Genomic DNA, 16,561 nt, shown 5'->3' on the forward strand with positions numbered 1-16,561 from the left:
TCTTTCCTTCTCTTACCTTCCGTGGAATCCCGTATTTCGTCCTTGCTCACCAGGAACGTCGTGAGCTACTCCCCAGTGCGGCCGCTCTCTGCACTGCCCAAAATGCGATGGGCCCGGTCGTTGCTGCATGGGAGCTGAGCGCTCCGCCAGCAACTGTGTCGTGCCATCTAGCAACATGGCGACGCGCCCCGTGGCATAGCGCTCGCAACGATCCAGCGCAATGATTCCCGCAAAGTGCGTAGCGGTGAGGTATCCGATGTGCTCGAGCTCGCGGTCCTCCCAGGGCCGCAGGGCATCCTCTGCTAGGAGGTTGAAATCCCGCGGGAAGTAGAAAACCCAGGAGGCAACAATCGCGGACATCAACAGCTTGTCCAACCCCTCACCCAGCGAGATTTTATCGAGGTAGGCCAACTGGATTGAACGGCCGCGGTTGGTATCTAGGTGCTCGATCCACCAGCGCGGATCGAAATTCTTGAGTCTATGCCACTCCTCGGCACTGAGCCCAGGCACGTTGGCGTTATCGCCCGACGCCGTTGCCGGCGCGGTGTCTGCACCAGCTGACGGCGCGGCCTCCGCTTTCGTGGCAAAAGGGTTCTCCTGCGCCGTGTTCGGCTCAGGCACATCGAGGGGATTCGGCGGAGTACCCGCGGGTCCATGACCCGAGAGCGCAAAAGGTGAGGAATCTGCGATAGGTGCTCCGAAATCAGCTGGGGCCTGACCCCAAGAATCGTCAAAGCTCTGGAAACGCTGCGCGGGTTCGCTACCGGTTGCAGCGTTCTCCTCTGCTGTGGGTGTCGAAACAGTGCGCTGCTCGGCCTGCTCTTGCTCTGGCGCCGAGGCCACAGCCTCAGCCTCTTCCGCAGTATTTGCTTCATAAGCGCTGACGTCTGGCAGGGCCTCATCGAGGGCGAACACGACCGGATTGCCGGGGATCGCCGTCTCCGCGAGACGCTGCTTCTCGCTCGGCGGTACCACGAGCATGGTGGAAGTGCTCAGCGGGAACTCATTGATGGCGGCGGCCTTTTCAAAAGTGGAGAAGCCGAAACCATCCTCCCCCACCTCGCGGGCGGTGGCAGCAATCCACAGCGCTGCCTGGTTATCAGGGGCCACGAGAATGACCAGGCCGTTGCGGGAATTCAACACTGTGGCCATGGCAGAAACCAGTGCACGGTTGAAACTCGGATTCGGGTTCGGGGTTACCGCCTTGAACGGTGCGGGAAGCTTCTCTGGGTAGCGGAATTCGCCATCCAGAAACTCTTCCAACAACACATCCGAGTGCAACGGGCCGCGCGCTGAGATCTTTTCCGGAATCTGCACCTTATCCACCTCATAGATGGAAAAAGGTGCTGGAACATCAGGGGAAAACAGGACGGTCGCCGGTGCCGGCGGGGTTCCCGTGCGCGAAATCGAGGTGTAGGTAAAGACGTTGCCGCCGCGGCCGGTCGCATCCAGGCCCGCGGGGACAGACACCATGGTGACCCACTTTTCCGCCTCAGGGGTGAGCGCAAAGACCGCGGTACGGCGAACCAGTTCCGCGCGCTGCTGGGCAGAGGGGAAATCCGGGATCGTCGTGCCGTTGTTGAGCGAAGTCGGCACGAAGGACACCAGCTCAGCCAGCTCCTCCTGGGTAATATCGCCGGCCTTCTGGCCCACTCCCCAACCACCGGCGCGGCCATTGGCGCGGGAAAAAGATGCATAGCTAAAGGCGCCGCCCATAACTACTGGCCTCCTTGGAAGTACTGATCCTGCGAATAATCCTGCCCGTAGGTCTGCTGGTCGTAGTTCTGCTGCTCACACTGCGCCTCATAGTTAGGAGCCTGATTCTGCACGGGTGGGTACAGCCCCAGTCGGTAGGACACATCGCCTTCTACCACCACGGCTTTATCCGATGCACTCAGCGTCGAGGAGGCATCGCTGTAGCTTTCCGAGAAACCACTGAAGGCATCATCACCACCGAAGCTGTCGAACGAGGTATCAACCTGGCTATCAAAGCCCTCGACGGCGAACAGGCGGACGAAGCCGCCGCGCTGAATGCGCTCGCCTAATGCCACCGTGAAATCTGGGTGCTGCCCGCGCATCGGGCCCAAGCCATGAGCCACGTGCGTGGTGCTCTGCAGATTGGTCTCCACAATGCCGAGCGCCTCGCCGTCTTCGGGGAAAAGCGGCAGGCGGTCAGCGCGGTAAACCACCTGACAGGAGAACTGGCGCTTATCGCCGTTGCCCAAGCTCCAGAGGAACACCCTGACTTGGCCTTGGGAGGAATCGACCTCAAAGTCATAGGTCACTGGGCGCAGACCTTCGTACTGGATCACGCGCTCATTGCCCTCGGTGCGCTTGCCCGCGAAGACCGCGTAAGGCTTCAGCCGCACGGTATCGCCGTGCTGATCGAGGTGCAGGCGGATGCCTCCCTGGAGGTCGTAGTCCTCTTCGCGGATCTGATCGTGCTCGCGGTTGGTGGAATACTCCACCGCCGTTGCGCCCTTCGGCCAATCGAAGGTAATAAGCTGGCTGTCCACGCGCTCAATGAGCCGGAACTGGTCATCCTCAATGGACTGCACGCGCTGCAGCACCTTGGATTCGCCTACCCAGGCATCAGCATCGTTGAAGTTCACTGGGGTGATGTAAACCTCGTACCAATCTGGCGGCCACGGCACCGTGGTGGTTTGGAAGGAGCCAGGTTCGGACACACCGCGGGTCTCACTGATAGCACTCGACAGCGCGCTTTCGACGTAGGTCTTCGGCACCGCAGACGTACGCAGGTCCGCCTGCGGGGCGGTGGGCGTGAGATAGATCTTTACCTCACCGGTCTTGGGCGAGTACCAATCCACCTCGATGGTGTCCTGTCCGTATTCGCTGCGGCGCTCGCAACGGGAGAGCTCCAGCTTCTCCAGCTCGCTGGCGAGCTTCACGGAGCGCTGGACTGCGACTTCGTCTTGGCTTTGCTCAGTAGCGCCGTGGAACTCCGCCTGGCCCAGCAAGGAGATGACGACGGTCTGTCCGGTCTCTTGCACCGGAATAGTCGCCTTGCGCCCGCTGCTGTCCACGTCTTGTTCGAAGCGCGGGGACAGCTTTTCCTTCTCGCTATCGCGGCAGGCATAAACCATGGCGCTCGAGTGCCCCGGCAGCAGGTCCCAGGACACCTGGATGGCTCCCTTGATGGTGGACACCTGAACGTTCACCGGCGGGAAGACCACGCCCGTGTCTCCCATGAATACCGGCTGGCTGTTGACAAGCTCACGAAGGTCGCGGCCCTTATAAGCCCATACCGCGTAGTGGCGCAAGCCTGTCTCGCCCGGCTCGTGTTCGCGGTAGGCGGTTCCCTTCGTGTAGACGAGGGTGTCACCGGCATCCGGGGACGCCACCATCTCTGCGTCATCGGCGACGACTCGGTAGAACACCACCTCATCCGGCGCGTGCTCGAGCTCCGGCCACCACAGGCGCACCGGATGGCGCTGATCGGAATCCTCCGGCTCCGGTTCTGGTTCTATGCCGTAGCCAGGCTCTTCTTGAGATTCCTGCTCCAGCGCCGCCTCTTGCGGCACCTCAACTTCAAACTCGATGCCGGGGGCTTCCCAGTTCGGGTCCTGGCGGAACTGATACTCCGCCTTAATCCCGAAGTTCGGGATTCTGATGTAGTCCTCTTCGTTGACCTGAGTCTTTTGCTCTTCTTCTGCCTGCAGTGCCTCCCACTCGGCGAAGAAATCGTGCGGCTGTGCCGCTGCTTGCACCGGTTCTGGTTGAGGCGCGGGGCCTGCCTGCGCCACACCGCCGGCTGCAGCGGCACGCTGTGCTTGCTCGCGTTGGCGGGCCTGCGCTTCAGCCTGTGCGGCACGCTCGCGTTCTGCGCGCTCCTGCGCTGCCCTCTCTTGCGCGGCACGTTCTTCCTGGGCCGCTGCGTTGCGCGCCTGTGCGCTCAGCTCTGGGTGGGCCACCTCTTCGCCGTTATATGCGGCGGCAATCTGTTCGGCGAACTGCCTAAACGGTGCCGATACGGCCGCGCGCACATCATCGGCGTTCACGCGCTTGAGCTGGTGCAGGGACTTAAGCTCGCTCAGCGGCATATCCGTGATCGAAGGTTTCGGGTTGTGTGTCATCAACGTTCCTTAAGGAGGTCTCGTCAGAAAGTTTCGTCGAGGTCTGAGAGGTCCGGTGCTTCCGGCCGACCAAACGGCGGCTGCGTAGTCGGTCCTTGGTTATCTCCCTGCACCGGCGATTTAAAGCCCATGTGGTCCATGTCATCTAGGTCGTCGAGTGAAAGATCCGCAGGATTCACAAAGGACGGGGCACTCGACGCCGCGTCGGGGATCAGGTACTTGAAGTCAGTGATCTTTCCGTACTGCACCACCGTCACAGAGCGCGAGAGCTGGCTGGTCAGCGCGGTCTGGCTGTCTACCTCGACGATGCGCGTGCGGGAGCCGTCGATTTCGGTATATCCTTCAGCGCCACCCGCATTGGTCAGCGCATTGGGGCTAAAGGCCTGAAGAGCACCCTTTTCCTGGTTCATGCCGTCGAGGAACTCGGCAGTGCTCTGAACGCGGCTGCCGCCTTCCTCGCGGAAGGTCACGCGACTGAGGTATTGCTGCAAGCTGCGGGCCATGCGTGGATCCGTAATGACCTTCTGCCATTCCTGTTGCTTGAGATCGCGGTCCTGCATGTAGGGGTGGTCAAGGCTGCGGGACAGGTTATCCAACGCAGTGCTGGAGCCGAGACCAGCCATGCCCCACATCTCATTGAGCGCCACGGCCGAGTGGCCAGTGCGGTTGCGCTCAAAGGTGTCATTCATGTCATCGAGCAGGGACTTGAGCGAGCGGTGTGCCCACTCCGTCTGGAAAATGTGAGAGCGGATTTCATCCGTCATGCGCACGGCATCATCGCGGTTGAGCACGGCCTGAGCAATGCGAGCGTTCTCCGGAAGGCCCGACTGCGGCGTTCGCAGGTGATCGCTCGACGTCTCCTTGCGCCCATAGGGCGCGTAAATCGCGCGGCCCAGCAATGCCGACCAGCTCAGGAACTGGTTATAGGCATTGGAGATACGCGAGATCTCCGCGGAGGCCGTCGCCAGATTCTGCGCGGCGATCTCTTGGTTGCGGTTCAACAGCTTGCGGCGCTGCACATAGTCAAAGATCTCACGCTGAGCCTTGGTAAAGACCGCCCAAGAACACACGAGGAACAGAAGAACCGCCACGATAATGCCCACGACGTACCACGGCCAATCGAACCACTGCAGGTACTCACCCAACGGCAAGTCTGGGTTGTAGCGGCCAGCCACCATGTAGGTCATCAGAGCAAGCACCACGAAGAGCACGATCCACATCGTGCGCAGCTTTCGGGTCAGCGCTTTGTTCTCCGCATTGAAGTCACGCGCTTGGAAGCTGTTGGCCAGCTCTTGCAGTTCGCGTGCCTTGGCGTGCGCGTCGCGATACTTCTGCTGGGCGTGCCCCAGCTTCTCCCACAGGCCTTGGCCCACCTTCCACGCGAAGGTGGTGCTGTTCTTTGCTCGCCACGAAGCAAACTCGTGCTTCTTGCGGCTGACAGCTTCATTGCGGGTCTGCTGGCTGGTGTATTCAATATCGGCGGCAAAGCGCTCGGCACCCACCGGATCGAAAGGCGCGACGGTTGCTTGGGACTCGTGCGTATAGCCCAACGTGCTGGTCATGAGCGGATGGAAGCCCTCGAAAGAAGCACTGACATCCTGCACGGACTGGCCACCGTATTGCACGATGTACATGTTGCCCTGGTTATTGCGCAGCCCCTTGGTGTCGATGCTGTCGCGCCAGGATCCGTCGACAAGCCCCAGCGCATAATCGTGATAGGCCTCCCACGTGCGCGAGAGTTGCGGCTCCTGGCCCAAGGAGAACTGCTGCTCGCGGGCGACTCGCATGGTGTGCTCACTAGCTTGGCGCAGCTCATCGACGCTCGTCGCGCCGCTGCCCTTGCCGGAGTGCCCGGCCAAGACGACCTCCACGCTGGAGTCCGCACCGTAGAGCATCTTCTGCAGGAAGGTAGCGGCGTTCTTGTTCATTGCACCGCGCTGGCCCTCGACCCAATCCTGCGGCTTGCCCACCACGGTGGACCAGTACAAACGCAGGTTATCCTTCAGTGCTGCCCAGCCGCTGACCTTGTGGGACTGCAGCTCCTCATAAGCGGTCGGAGCGCTCACCAACGGGGAGATCTCCTGGTTGATGAACATCTGGGCGCACTGATCCGTCAGCTGCTCCGGATTGGCGTAGTGCACGGCGCGGGAAATGTTATTGACCTGCGGCTGCGGTAGGCGCTGGCCGGGATCGAAGACGGCCTTCCTGACCTTGTCCTCGATATCCCCGGCATCGATGGTGCGGTGGAAGGCACGCACCAAACGGAAGCGTTGCCGGTCACCGGTCTCAATGACGCGATGCGTATCCGGGTCCAGCACCGCCGGCTCCGGCATGCCACGCCACAGGCCGAAGATGCTGGCTACGGCTGGGGCTGCAAACTGTGCAAGCTCAAAACCGTTGGCGGTGCGCTTGATGGGGCGAATACGCGAAGAAGCCGGGGTTCCCCCCTCCTCCGGGGAGAGCACGAGGTTACTCCAGCCCTGCAGCGGAGCGATGTCCACGCTCTCACGCGGCAGGGCGGAGAGCAGCAAACGCACACGCAGGTTGGAGGCTTGAATCAGGCGCTGATCGACGGCCCCAACCCACTCCGTGAGCTTGGCGACGTCCTGCGGTTGTTCCGCATCCATCGGGTCAATAGTGGCGAGGAGGACATCCCCGCTGAAGCTACGGAGGGCATCGTCGAGCGTCGACAAGCGCGCCGTGCCCTCCTCCGTGAAGGAGCGCACAACGGCCCCGCTGGTGGGGTGGGCAAAGTCAATCCAGAGGAAGTCCTGCAGGAGGCCAACCGCACGCAAATCACTAAGACGCGAGCGGATGTCATCCGCAGTGGCGCCGTGTCCGAAGAAAATTACGTTCGTCATTAGAAGGTGTCATCCAGGTCGTTGAGGTTGAATTCCGGTGCGACGTCCTGGCCAAAGCCGGAATCGGAGCTGCGCACCTGCGGGGCAGGCTGGGCGACGGGATTCTCCGCCACAGTCTTGGCCTGGTTCAGGTAGTTGCGGATAACCGGAACTACCTCGATGACGTCCAGCGCCAAGTCACGGTAGTACGGCGTATGCGATGCGACCTCGCGGGAGCGTACCTCCGCAAAGGGCTTTTCCTTACGTCCTTGTCCCGGCAAGGAGTTGGTGTGGCCCGGCACAAAGTGATCTGCGCCGCGGGTGAACTTGTCCAGCTCCTCCACGAAGGATTCGTAGCGGTCCTGGATGGAGGTACCCATGACTCCGCGGTTCGGAGCTTCACCGGATGCCAAGAACTGCGCGAGGCGGTGAACCACCGGGTGCGTGGACGCACCGGAGTGAGCGAAGTCCAGGCCGTCGTCGAAAAGCCCACGCAACAGCTGGTATGGGTAGAGCGAGGAAGCGAATCCGTAGCGCCCGTTTTCCTGCACCTTCGCGTAGGCGATGAAGATGGACTCCAGGACCGAAGGCATCCAATCGGACTTCTTGATCATGCGGCGCGGCGAGATAAGCAGCGGATCCGGGAAATCAACCCAGCCATTCACGCCACCATCCGTGTCATCGAAGATGTGGGCTGCCGCATTGGCTGCATCGGCGTTGGAAATGTAAACGCGGCCGGTAATGCGTCCGATGATCCAGCCCGCCACCATGGCCTGACGCTCCGTCTTCGTCAGCGGCAGGGCTGCCGGCAGCGGACGGGTGCGGCGCTCCGACCACCAGGAGCCGTCGAAATTGTCCTGCTTCTCGATGTCCTTGGCGATGTAGTTAAACATCGAAGAGAAGACGATCGGCGAGTAGTTGGGGTAGGAACCGAAGATCTCGATGTGCTGAACGTGGTCCGACATGTTCAGCGAGTTGCGCAAAGCCACCGTGGAAGGCCCGTCAATCTCCGGACGGCTAAGCACCGACTCCAGTTGGGAGGCGATGCCGGTTTCCGCCGATCCGAGCTCCGCAAACGGGATATCGGAGAAGGAATAGGTGTACTGCACGGACTTGCCGTGGATGCGCTGAACCATGTCATCGTTGACGGCAGCCAACGGGCGGGCATAGCTCAGGGCCAGCTGGAAAGCCTCGATGAAGCGGCGCTGGCGCTCTGCGTGCTCGACCTCGTTGATATCCGGGGTAAGCGTGAGGTAGCGACGGAGATCCACGGAGTTGAACTTCTGGAACTCATAATCACGACGGTTGATCCACTGGCGCGAGCGCTCCAGCAAATCAGTCGGGCGGATCTTGGCGTGGTAGTGCGCGCGCTGGGATTCGCGGGACTCGCCGCTTTGCGGATGGCGCGAGAGGTGCTTGGATACCCAGCCAGCACGGTTGGAGTAGGCATCGTTTGTACGCTTCTGCGGTGCCAACGTATCATTCGGCGCCTGGGCCGCATCGAGCGATTCCCACTCACCGCGGATGACCGCACGAACCGCAAAGGGATATGCCTGCTCATAATTGGTGACATCCGAGGTGGACTGCTGGCCCTGGATGGTACGCAGCATCTGATCCCGGTAATCCGAGATGAAGCTGTTGACGTCGGTCAGCATGATCTCGTTCTCGGCGCCCTTGAAGCGGGTTTCCACAACTTCATCGAGCTCTGTTGGCCAGGAGTTGACTTCGTCAGTGCGGACGTCGGCCAACTTGTTGGTCTCAGGGCGCTTCGACACGGCCTTCTCCAGCACCGCGTGGGCATCCCCCAACTCGCGCTTGAGGTGGAAGAGGTTCTCATCGGCGTAGTCCTGCAGGACATCCTTAAGCAGGTGAGCAATGGCCATGAGGGCGTAGCTGTAGAACTGGTTGAAATACAGACCCATCAAAGCATTAACCGTAGGAGTCGGGTCCGTCATCTGGCCCTTGCCGGTCAGCGGGCTAAGGATGGGATCCGCGCCTTCCGGCTTCGCCAGCACGCGGGTGTTCTGGTAGTAGCCGGAGTACTCAGTCAGGCACGGCAGGAGGCGGTCGGAGTTGGTCAGCACGTCCGTGATCTTGGAGAGCATCTCGCGCACATAGGGTACGCCCACCGCAGCCAGCTCCGACTCCACGGTGGCGAGGACACCATCGCTGAAGAAATTGGCGTAGCGGTAAACAATGTCATACGCAGCATTGTTCAGAATAGACGCGATGGCCTGCTCATTGCGGGGATCTGCCATGTTGCCCTCAAACTCTTCGCGCCATTCGTTGACGTTGCGGCCCTGGCCCACCGGAATGAAGTTCTGCAGGTGCTTCGCGGCACTGTCCGCGGCCTGCTGGGCCTGGCCACCGAAGATGCTGTTGAGCCAGTTCCAGACGCTGCCGCTATCGATCTGTCCGCCCTGCGCCCAGGAAGGCTCAAGCGTCATAGACCTAAAGGCGTTGGGCAGACGCTCCTCCAGCTTCTTAGCAATCTGCATCTCACCGGCCTCGGGGTTCTGCGGATCGAGGTGCCCGTTGAAGAGGCGCTCGAAGGCGCTGCGGGCAAGGCGCTGGGAAGAGTATTCGGCAAAGCGGTCACGGCCCATCGAAACCTGGGCATAACCCAGAGAACCCCAGGGCAGGCGCCCCCACGGCGTGCCGTCCGGGCGATCCCAGCCGAAGAAGCGGCGGCCGCCGTCACCTGCCGGGGTGTTAGTCAGCGCGTAGGACACGAGGTTATCGCTGGCCTTGGTGGAAGCCATCAACCCCGCCAATGCGCGGCCCAGACCGCGGTAGATAGACATGGCGGAACCATCACCGAAGCGGGCGCTGGTGGTGCCCATCTTGGAACCAATGGGGAAAATGCGGCCGAAGGTCTGCCCCTCCGGCGGGGTGCCCATGTCAAAGGCCTCAAAGATGGCGCGGTCATGCTCATAGGCGTTGCCCATCTGTGCGGCGACAACCTCACCGAACATAGCCAGCGAGTTCGGCCACGCACCGGCCATGTCATCCGCCTTGTTATCGGCGAAGATCTCCGGGGTGTACATGAAGATGAGGGTGCCCTGCGGGTTCACGTTCGGAATAGTGGTGAGCACACGGCACACATCCAAGAACATCGAGGCGCCCGCACCACCTGCCATGGAGGAGACAACGAGGACAACCGGCTGGGAATCACCGGTATCGGTGTCCAGCTTGGTCTGCTTGTAGTTGAGGCGGTTGAGCTCCTGGATTGCCTCCTGCGTGAACATCTCATCGACAGCTTCTTTGAGCGACTGGCGGATCTTCTTGAGATTCGGCAGGGTCAGCATGCGGCCAATCGCGCGGTACTGGCCGGCGCCATCAGCCAGCTTCACGTCATTGGTGGAGGGGTTGCGCGTGGCCCACGTGGCGATCTCACCGAGCTTGCCGGCACGGCCGAGGATGCTGGACACGCCCTCATCGAAGGTGTTGTAGTTCTGGCGGGCACCAATGCCCACGTAGTGGCCGCCGTTCTGGGTAACATTCGGCAGCTTCTGCGGGCCTGCCTCCTCCTCGAGCGGCACATCGATGTTGACGAACTGCCAGGCCTTGGGCAACTCGGTCATGTCCGGGTCGATGCTTCGCAGCTCGGCCTTGAGCTGGTCCATCATGAACGCCAGCGTCTTGGCGCCGGAGCCACCGCAACCGACGACGAGGAACTTCTTCATCTTTAACTACCTTTCGAAGGGGGAGGTTCGCTTCTGTGCTGTTTATGTCTGTTGTGTGCTGCTCTGCCGGCTTAACCCTGGGAGCCAAATCCCGGGGCTGGGGGCCAGCCGCCGTTATTACCAGGGTTACCAGGATTGTCTGGGCGCTGCTGGCCCGGTTGGCCGAAGCTCGGGCCGCCGCCGAAACCAGATCCACCACCAAAGTTTGGCGCTCCGCCTAAACCGGGGCGCCCCTGCTTACCAGCAGGACCCGGCTGATTCTGAGGTGACGGTCCGGAAGGCTGGGACTGGCCGAAACCGCCAGGTTGCGGCGCCTGCTGGTGCCCACCCGGGTGGGGAGCGCCCTGTTGCGGGCCACGTTGCGGCGGCGGACCGCTCGGCGGCTGGGAACCGGGCTGGTTCTGCTGGACCGGCTGCCCCGGTTGGCCTGCCTGCGGCGGCGTCTGTGCCTTCTCAGCCTTTTCGGCTGGGAATTCGACTTGGTCAAAGAGTTGCAGGGCCTGGCGGCTGATCTCCTTTGACATCTCGTCGTATGCGCTGGCCTGCGCCAGCGTATCGATGGTCATGACAATCTCGCCAGAATCGCGGTCCTTCTCGTTGCCCACGAAGAACCACGTGTTTTGCACCGCAAGCGGCAACACTGCCCGGTAACCGGACTTCTTGCCCTTGCCGGAGATAGTGCCATCGCGCTGGACCTCCACGTGGGCGGCAGTGAAGGGGCTCAGTCCCATCTTTACCTTGGCGTCATTGCTGCCCAAGCGGGCAGAACGTGCAGAGGCTTCCACCGGAACGGCACCTTGGAACTCATCCTTGGACACCGCAAACGGGCGGCCGGTATCGGTACGCACGAGGTTCGCACCATCACGGCGTACCGGGATGGTCTTCGCAAACATGCGGGGCTTTTCCGGAATGCGGCCGCTAAACCACTTCATGAAGTACAGAATGGCCAGCGGAATCAGTAGTGCGAGCAGTACTGCCAAGACAAAGGAGAGGCCGAAAGCAGACTTGCTCAATGGTGCGGTCATGGAGCCCTGCAGCGTCAGCGGCAGTTCCATCTGCTGGTTGTCCTCAGCAGACTGCAGGTTAATAACCGGCTCCACGCGCAGTGGTCCATCCGCCATCTCTTCCACGCTGAGAGTCACCGGGATGGTTGCCTTCTCATCCTTGGAGAGCTCGAGTGCGGAATCTTCCGAGTTGTGCTGAGAACTCACTGCAATGGAAGGAACTCCTGCGGGAAGCATTCCGCCATCAGAATCCATGGTCTGGTCTGCCACCCACACCTTGCCGGGGCCGGTCACGGGAACGTCGACGGTAATCTCTTTCTCCGTCATGGTGATTGTCTGTGCCGAGCCCACCGTCGGCATATTGACCGGGGTAACGGTCAGCGGCGTTTCCGCATTGATGGGGTCCAGCTTCGAGCCCGGGCGCTCACCCGTTTCTTTAGTGGTGATCTCCACGCGGGTTCGCAACTGACCGGATGCCGCGTTTTCCACCTTGTCCAGCGGAATATCTACCTGCTGTCCATCGGTGATCGGCGCATTCTCTACAAGGGTGACCGGGGCGCCGTCCTCCGGCACGAACTCCGCGTAGAGGGTGCCCTCACCCTCCAGCGCACGTGGCTCGCCCTTGCCATCGACCAACTGTCCCTTCAGCACCTGGTCCGAGTTAATGCCGCCTTCCACCTTGGCCCCGTCTTCGGTCTTAAGGTCCAAGTTAAGGCCGGGCACCATGACGACGGACGCGAGGTATTCGCCGTCCGTGCCCTCAGCCGCCTTGTAACCAAAGGTCCATGCTCCGGCCCAGGAATCGCCATCCTTTTCCATGGCGATATCAACCATGCCCGGCAGCTTGTTGTTCTCCGTCACGGAGACCTTCGCGCCGGCGACGCTCGTGGTATCGGGTGTGAGCTCCACCGTTTCGCCATCGGGACCAGTCAGGGTCGGAATGAGGTCGCCTTCACCCACCGAATTCTTCGGCACCGCGGACAAACGCACAGGAGACACGGAGTTATCAAGGACGAAATCAAACTGGTCCTTGAAGTTACCTTCCTTGGTTACACCACCCGAGGTAGGGATGAGGTTACGGAAGGCCGCGAACAGCGCTGCTGGGTCCTCACCCGCGTCAAAGAATGCACCGTTCGGGGCACCCTGGCCACAGTCTTCACCCTCCGCCATGCGGGTGAGCTGGCGGACTTGATCCTGGGCTTCCGCAGCGGGCACGAGGCCCACGTTAAAGAGGCGGATATTGGAGTTACGGAACGCGGTGACAGAGGAATTGACCTCACACAGCTTGTCCTGCGCGCCCTGAAGATCGTTGGCCTCGGCGTCGGTGTAGTACTTACCATCGGTAAAGAACACGATGCCGCGGCAGCTACTGCCTTGGTGGGAAGCGAGTTCCTTCAACGCACCTTTGTAGCCCGCGCCATAGTTCGTCTCTAGATCCGCAACGCGGTTCTCCTTGCGGAACTTATCCAGTTCACCCTGCAAGGCATCAGCGTTACCGGAGACATTGGTCCATCCGCCATACTCGGCAGGATCGCTGTAATAGTCGGATCCGAAGCCAGCGAGTTTCACGTTAATGTCTGCGCCGTTGTCTTCCCCGAGGTTGGCCAGCTGCTTCACGATGTCCGCCGTGGCATCAACGCGGAAGGCATCGGCATCCGTCGGCTGCGAGCCCTCATAGCCCACCAAGGACGCTGATTGGTCGAGGACAAAAAGCAGGTCTGCTGATTTCTCGCGGGCTATACAGGAGCCGAAATCGGAGAGGTTCTTTTGTGAGACTTCTGAGAGCGCAGATTCGGAGCCGATTCCCTCAGGGCGCTCTTCCGGCTGCGCCTCCGGAGCTTCCGGAGGCGGCGGAGCATCCTGCGCCACCGCTCCCAGGCTGCCACCGAACCCAGTGATTGCCATCGCAGCGGATAAAGCAAGTACTCGTGTGAACTTCTTCATTAGGCGCCCACCGCCTTTCCTACGTAGAAGGCGATTTCCACCGCGGCAACAATGACAAGGACAAAACTTCCGCCCATGATGATTCGGTAGAGCAAAGTTTGCGTGGTGTCCTCAACATAAAAGGTCTCGGCTTGGCGCTGCGTGTTCTTCAGCGTGTACAGGCCCAAGAGGATAAAGGACACGATTCCGGCCAGCAGCCACCCGCCGATAGCCAGGACAAAGAACAGAGTCTGCGTCGGCGAAGCAATAAGCGGCGCAATGACCAAGAGGATCAGTGCGATAACTGCGGAAACGCCAGCGGCAATGAGCAGCGGCCACGGCCCCTTGGTCGGACTCGTCGGTGCTGCCACCTGACGGCGATAATCCGGTGCAGGCGAGGACTCACCAAAACCATCAGACGAGCCCGGCGCACCAAAAGAGCCACCTGCCCCTGAACTAGGGTTAGTCCCCGCAGGGCTTCCCGGGGCCGAGCCGAAACCGGAGCCCCGACCAAAATCAGGACCGGAGGAAGGCTTCTGCGCTGGGGTCTGGGCAGGATTCTGTGCTGGATTCGGGGCACCAAAACCACCGGGACCCCCAGCCCCACCGGGCGCGCCGAACCCGGAACCTGCACCTGGGTGATCAGCCCCTTGCGGCGGGCGCCCGCCAAACTGTGGCGACGAGCCTGGGGAACCAAACGTCATATCGATGACCTTCCCTTAAACGAAGTTGGGCCACCGGCGAACCTGGTACCTTCCCCATCTAGCGACACAGAAGGCAGAAGATCCGCCGGAAAGCTCTAAGGACCAGAAACCAAGGTAGCCGCACCCCCTGACATGACGTGTCTTTCTCTGGCCTCGAAATTCGAACGCGCCCGAATCTCTTCGAGCGCGCGCCATGCACACAATAGACAGGAAACGTTCAGGGAATACGAAAACGTTGCAAGCAAAAGAATGCCATATTAGAGGCGTTTTTTCTGCCCACTTCATAAATCTTTATGGGCACAGCACCGAGAGCGCACCCCCGAAACAGCCAGTTCCGCTGGAGGTTCTCAGGAAACAGCCGGGTGAGGGAGCACTCCCCGCTGAGAGAGAATCACACTCCCCATTTCTGCTTCCCCCAGTTTCGTGGAAAAATGCTGTTCCATGACAACTCAATCGGCAACCGCAACCACCACTAACGGTGGCGAGAGCATCCGATTCATCCCGGTACATTCCACTTTGTACCCGTGGCTGGTCGCGGTGTTCGTCGTTACCTTCCTCATTTCGAACATCAACGCCACGAAGGGCGTCCAGCTCGGCCCGCTCATCACCGATGGCGCTTTCTTCCTTTTCCCCATCGCCTACATCGTGGGCGACGTTCTCTCTGAGTGCTACGGCTTCAAGTCCACCCGCCGCGCCGTCTATATCGGTTTTGCCATGGCGCTTCTGGCCGCAGTTTCCTTCTATATTGCGATCTGGCTGCCCGCGGCTGATTTCTACGAAGGCCAGGAAGCCTTCGCCGCCACGCTGGGCCTGGTTCCGCAGATCCTGCTGGCTTCCCTCGTCGGCTACGTCGTAGGCCAGCTGCTCAACTCCTTCACCTTGGTGAAGATGAAGGCCCGCAGCGGCGAGAAGGGCCTCATCGCCCGCCTTGTGGCTTCCACCGTCGTCGGCGAATTCGGCGATACACTGCTGTTCTGCGCCATCGCCGCACCCGTCATCGGCATCGATTCCTTCAGTGGCTTCCTGAACTACGTCATCGTGGGCTTCCTCTGGAAGACCGCCTGCGAGGTCATCATGCTTCCGCTGACCACCTTGGTTATCTCCTGGGTCAAGCGCCGCGAGGATTACGTACCTATCGACGAGACCGACGCCCCTACGGCAGCGCCGTCTAAGTAGCAGCGACCCGTCCCGATCTTTCACCCCCTAGCACGCACTATCCCCCTTAGCACGCACTGTGCTGAGGGGGACTTTTCACTCTTCCTTTCACTCTCCCCAATGAATACAATGTATTCACAATGGTTGAAGAGGAAAAATGGCTACTATGACAATTCGCATGGATGATAAGAACGCTGAGGTCATTTGGAATCTAGCAGCCTTTGAGGGCCGCACGTTATCTGATTCTGCCCAAGCAGCGCTTTTAGAACGGGCCGAAGACTACTTGACCTTCAGAAACTACGCGCAGCAATGGCAGCGGATTCTGGCGTACACCCACGACCAGAGTAACGATTGCAGTATTCGCTATTGGCCACCGGAAGGACGGTCACCATGTATAAGCATTTCCGAACTTCTCTCCTCCCAGCCCTTAGCTTAGCCACGGCTTTAAGCCTTGTGGCATGCTCGGACACAGAGGAAGAGACCACACCACCTCCTGCAACAAGCAGCCCCGTAACACCAGAAGCGACGGTGAGTAGCCAGGCTCCACTCAGTACGACTGCTCCCCCACCACCACCGCTCAATGAGGGCCCGGCACCTGCATTAATCGGTACCTTTGAGATGGACGGCCCAGCCGCCATTACCGGTGCCACCTATGACTCGATGCCTTTCGTCGTACCACTCAATCCGGCCGGTCCTCAGGACACCATGGTGCGATGGGTGGATGGTTGGGGCCAGTCTCCTGCAACGGCGGAGCAGGGCACAACCTACGTTCTGGGCCATGCGTGGGGCCAACAGAAGCTTGTGTTTAACCCTTTTTCCGAGGTAGTTACCGCCAACGTCGATCTCAACAACCCCACTATCGTGGAGGGTCTCCACGGCATGGACGTGCAGCGCTTTTCGACGCCCATTCTCAACGGTTCCCATATCCGCATGGCATCCGATGATGGTGTGGGCCGCGAGTGGATTGTGGATAATGCCTTCCTCGTGGACAAGGAGGATCTTGGCAGCGACGCAGACCTCATGAATACCGAGGTCCCCGGGCGCATCGTCCTTATCGCTTGCGCGGTGGATGGCTCTACTGACTTGGAGTACAACGTCATCGTCACCGGCCATCTGGCTTAATCGGCCATCCGGATTAATCTTGGTGAACATACC

At 60.6% G+C, this 16,561-nt stretch carries 9 protein-coding genes; 3 read left to right on the top strand and 6 right to left on the bottom strand.

Annotation, left to right across the window (positions count from 1 at the left end; genetic code table 11):
• Window positions 1-12: 12 nt before the first annotated feature.
• The 6 genes from ABZS45_RS09740 to ABZS45_RS09765 form a co-directional block, all read right to left on the bottom strand.
• A complete protein-coding gene (locus tag ABZS45_RS09740) occupies window positions 13-1,716 on the bottom strand; it encodes a hypothetical protein (RefSeq protein ID WP_412099645.1) in 1,704 nt (567 codons plus the stop codon).
• Between the two features lie 2 nt (window positions 1,717-1,718).
• Complete coding sequence (locus ABZS45_RS09745; protein ID WP_412099646.1) at window positions 1,719-4,094, bottom strand: hypothetical protein; 2,376 nt, start codon at window positions 4,092-4,094, stop codon at window positions 1,719-1,721.
• A 23-nt stretch (window positions 4,095-4,117) separates the two neighbouring features.
• Window positions 4,118-6,955, bottom strand: coding sequence for a hypothetical protein (locus ABZS45_RS09750; RefSeq protein WP_412099647.1), 2,838 nt, complete (start codon window positions 6,953-6,955; stop codon window positions 4,118-4,120).
• Window positions 6,955-10,620, bottom strand: coding sequence for a tubulin-like doman-containing protein (locus ABZS45_RS09755; RefSeq protein ID WP_412099648.1), 3,666 nt, complete (start codon window positions 10,618-10,620; stop codon window positions 6,955-6,957). The genes ABZS45_RS09750 and ABZS45_RS09755 overlap by 1 nt, the downstream gene beginning before the upstream one ends.
• A 71-nt stretch (window positions 10,621-10,691) precedes the next feature.
• Entirely contained in the window at window positions 10,692-13,568 is a 2,877-nt protein-coding gene (locus ABZS45_RS09760) for a VWA domain-containing protein (protein ID WP_412099650.1), read from the bottom strand.
• A complete protein-coding gene (locus ABZS45_RS09765) occupies window positions 13,568-14,251 on the bottom strand; it encodes a hypothetical protein (RefSeq protein ID WP_253287179.1) in 684 nt (227 codons plus the stop codon). The genes ABZS45_RS09760 and ABZS45_RS09765 overlap by 1 nt, the downstream gene beginning before the upstream one ends.
• Window positions 14,252-14,692: 441 nt before the next feature.
• Between ABZS45_RS09765 and ABZS45_RS09770 the strand changes: the two genes are divergently transcribed.
• The 3 genes from ABZS45_RS09770 (at window position 14,693) to ABZS45_RS09780 (ending at window position 16,528) form a co-directional block, all read left to right on the top strand.
• Window positions 14,693-15,427 (top strand): queuosine precursor transporter, encoded by a 735-nt coding sequence (locus tag ABZS45_RS09770; protein ID WP_412099651.1) that lies wholly within the window; start codon window positions 14,693-14,695, stop codon window positions 15,425-15,427.
• 145 nt (window positions 15,428-15,572) lie between these two features.
• Window positions 15,573-15,842, top strand: coding sequence for a hypothetical protein (locus ABZS45_RS09775; RefSeq protein ID WP_412099652.1), 270 nt, complete (start codon window positions 15,573-15,575; stop codon window positions 15,840-15,842).
• 92 nt (window positions 15,843-15,934) lie between these two features.
• Window positions 15,935-16,528: a sortase gene (locus ABZS45_RS09780; RefSeq protein ID WP_412099653.1), complete on the top strand. Its 594-nt coding sequence runs from the start codon at window positions 15,935-15,937 to the stop codon at window positions 16,526-16,528.
• The last annotated feature ends 33 nt before the right edge of the window (window positions 16,529-16,561 follow it).

This window comes from Corynebacterium aurimucosum (assembly GCF_046895345.1).
In the GTDB taxonomy this organism is placed as follows: domain Bacteria; phylum Actinomycetota; class Actinomycetes; order Mycobacteriales; family Mycobacteriaceae; genus Corynebacterium; species Corynebacterium aurimucosum_G.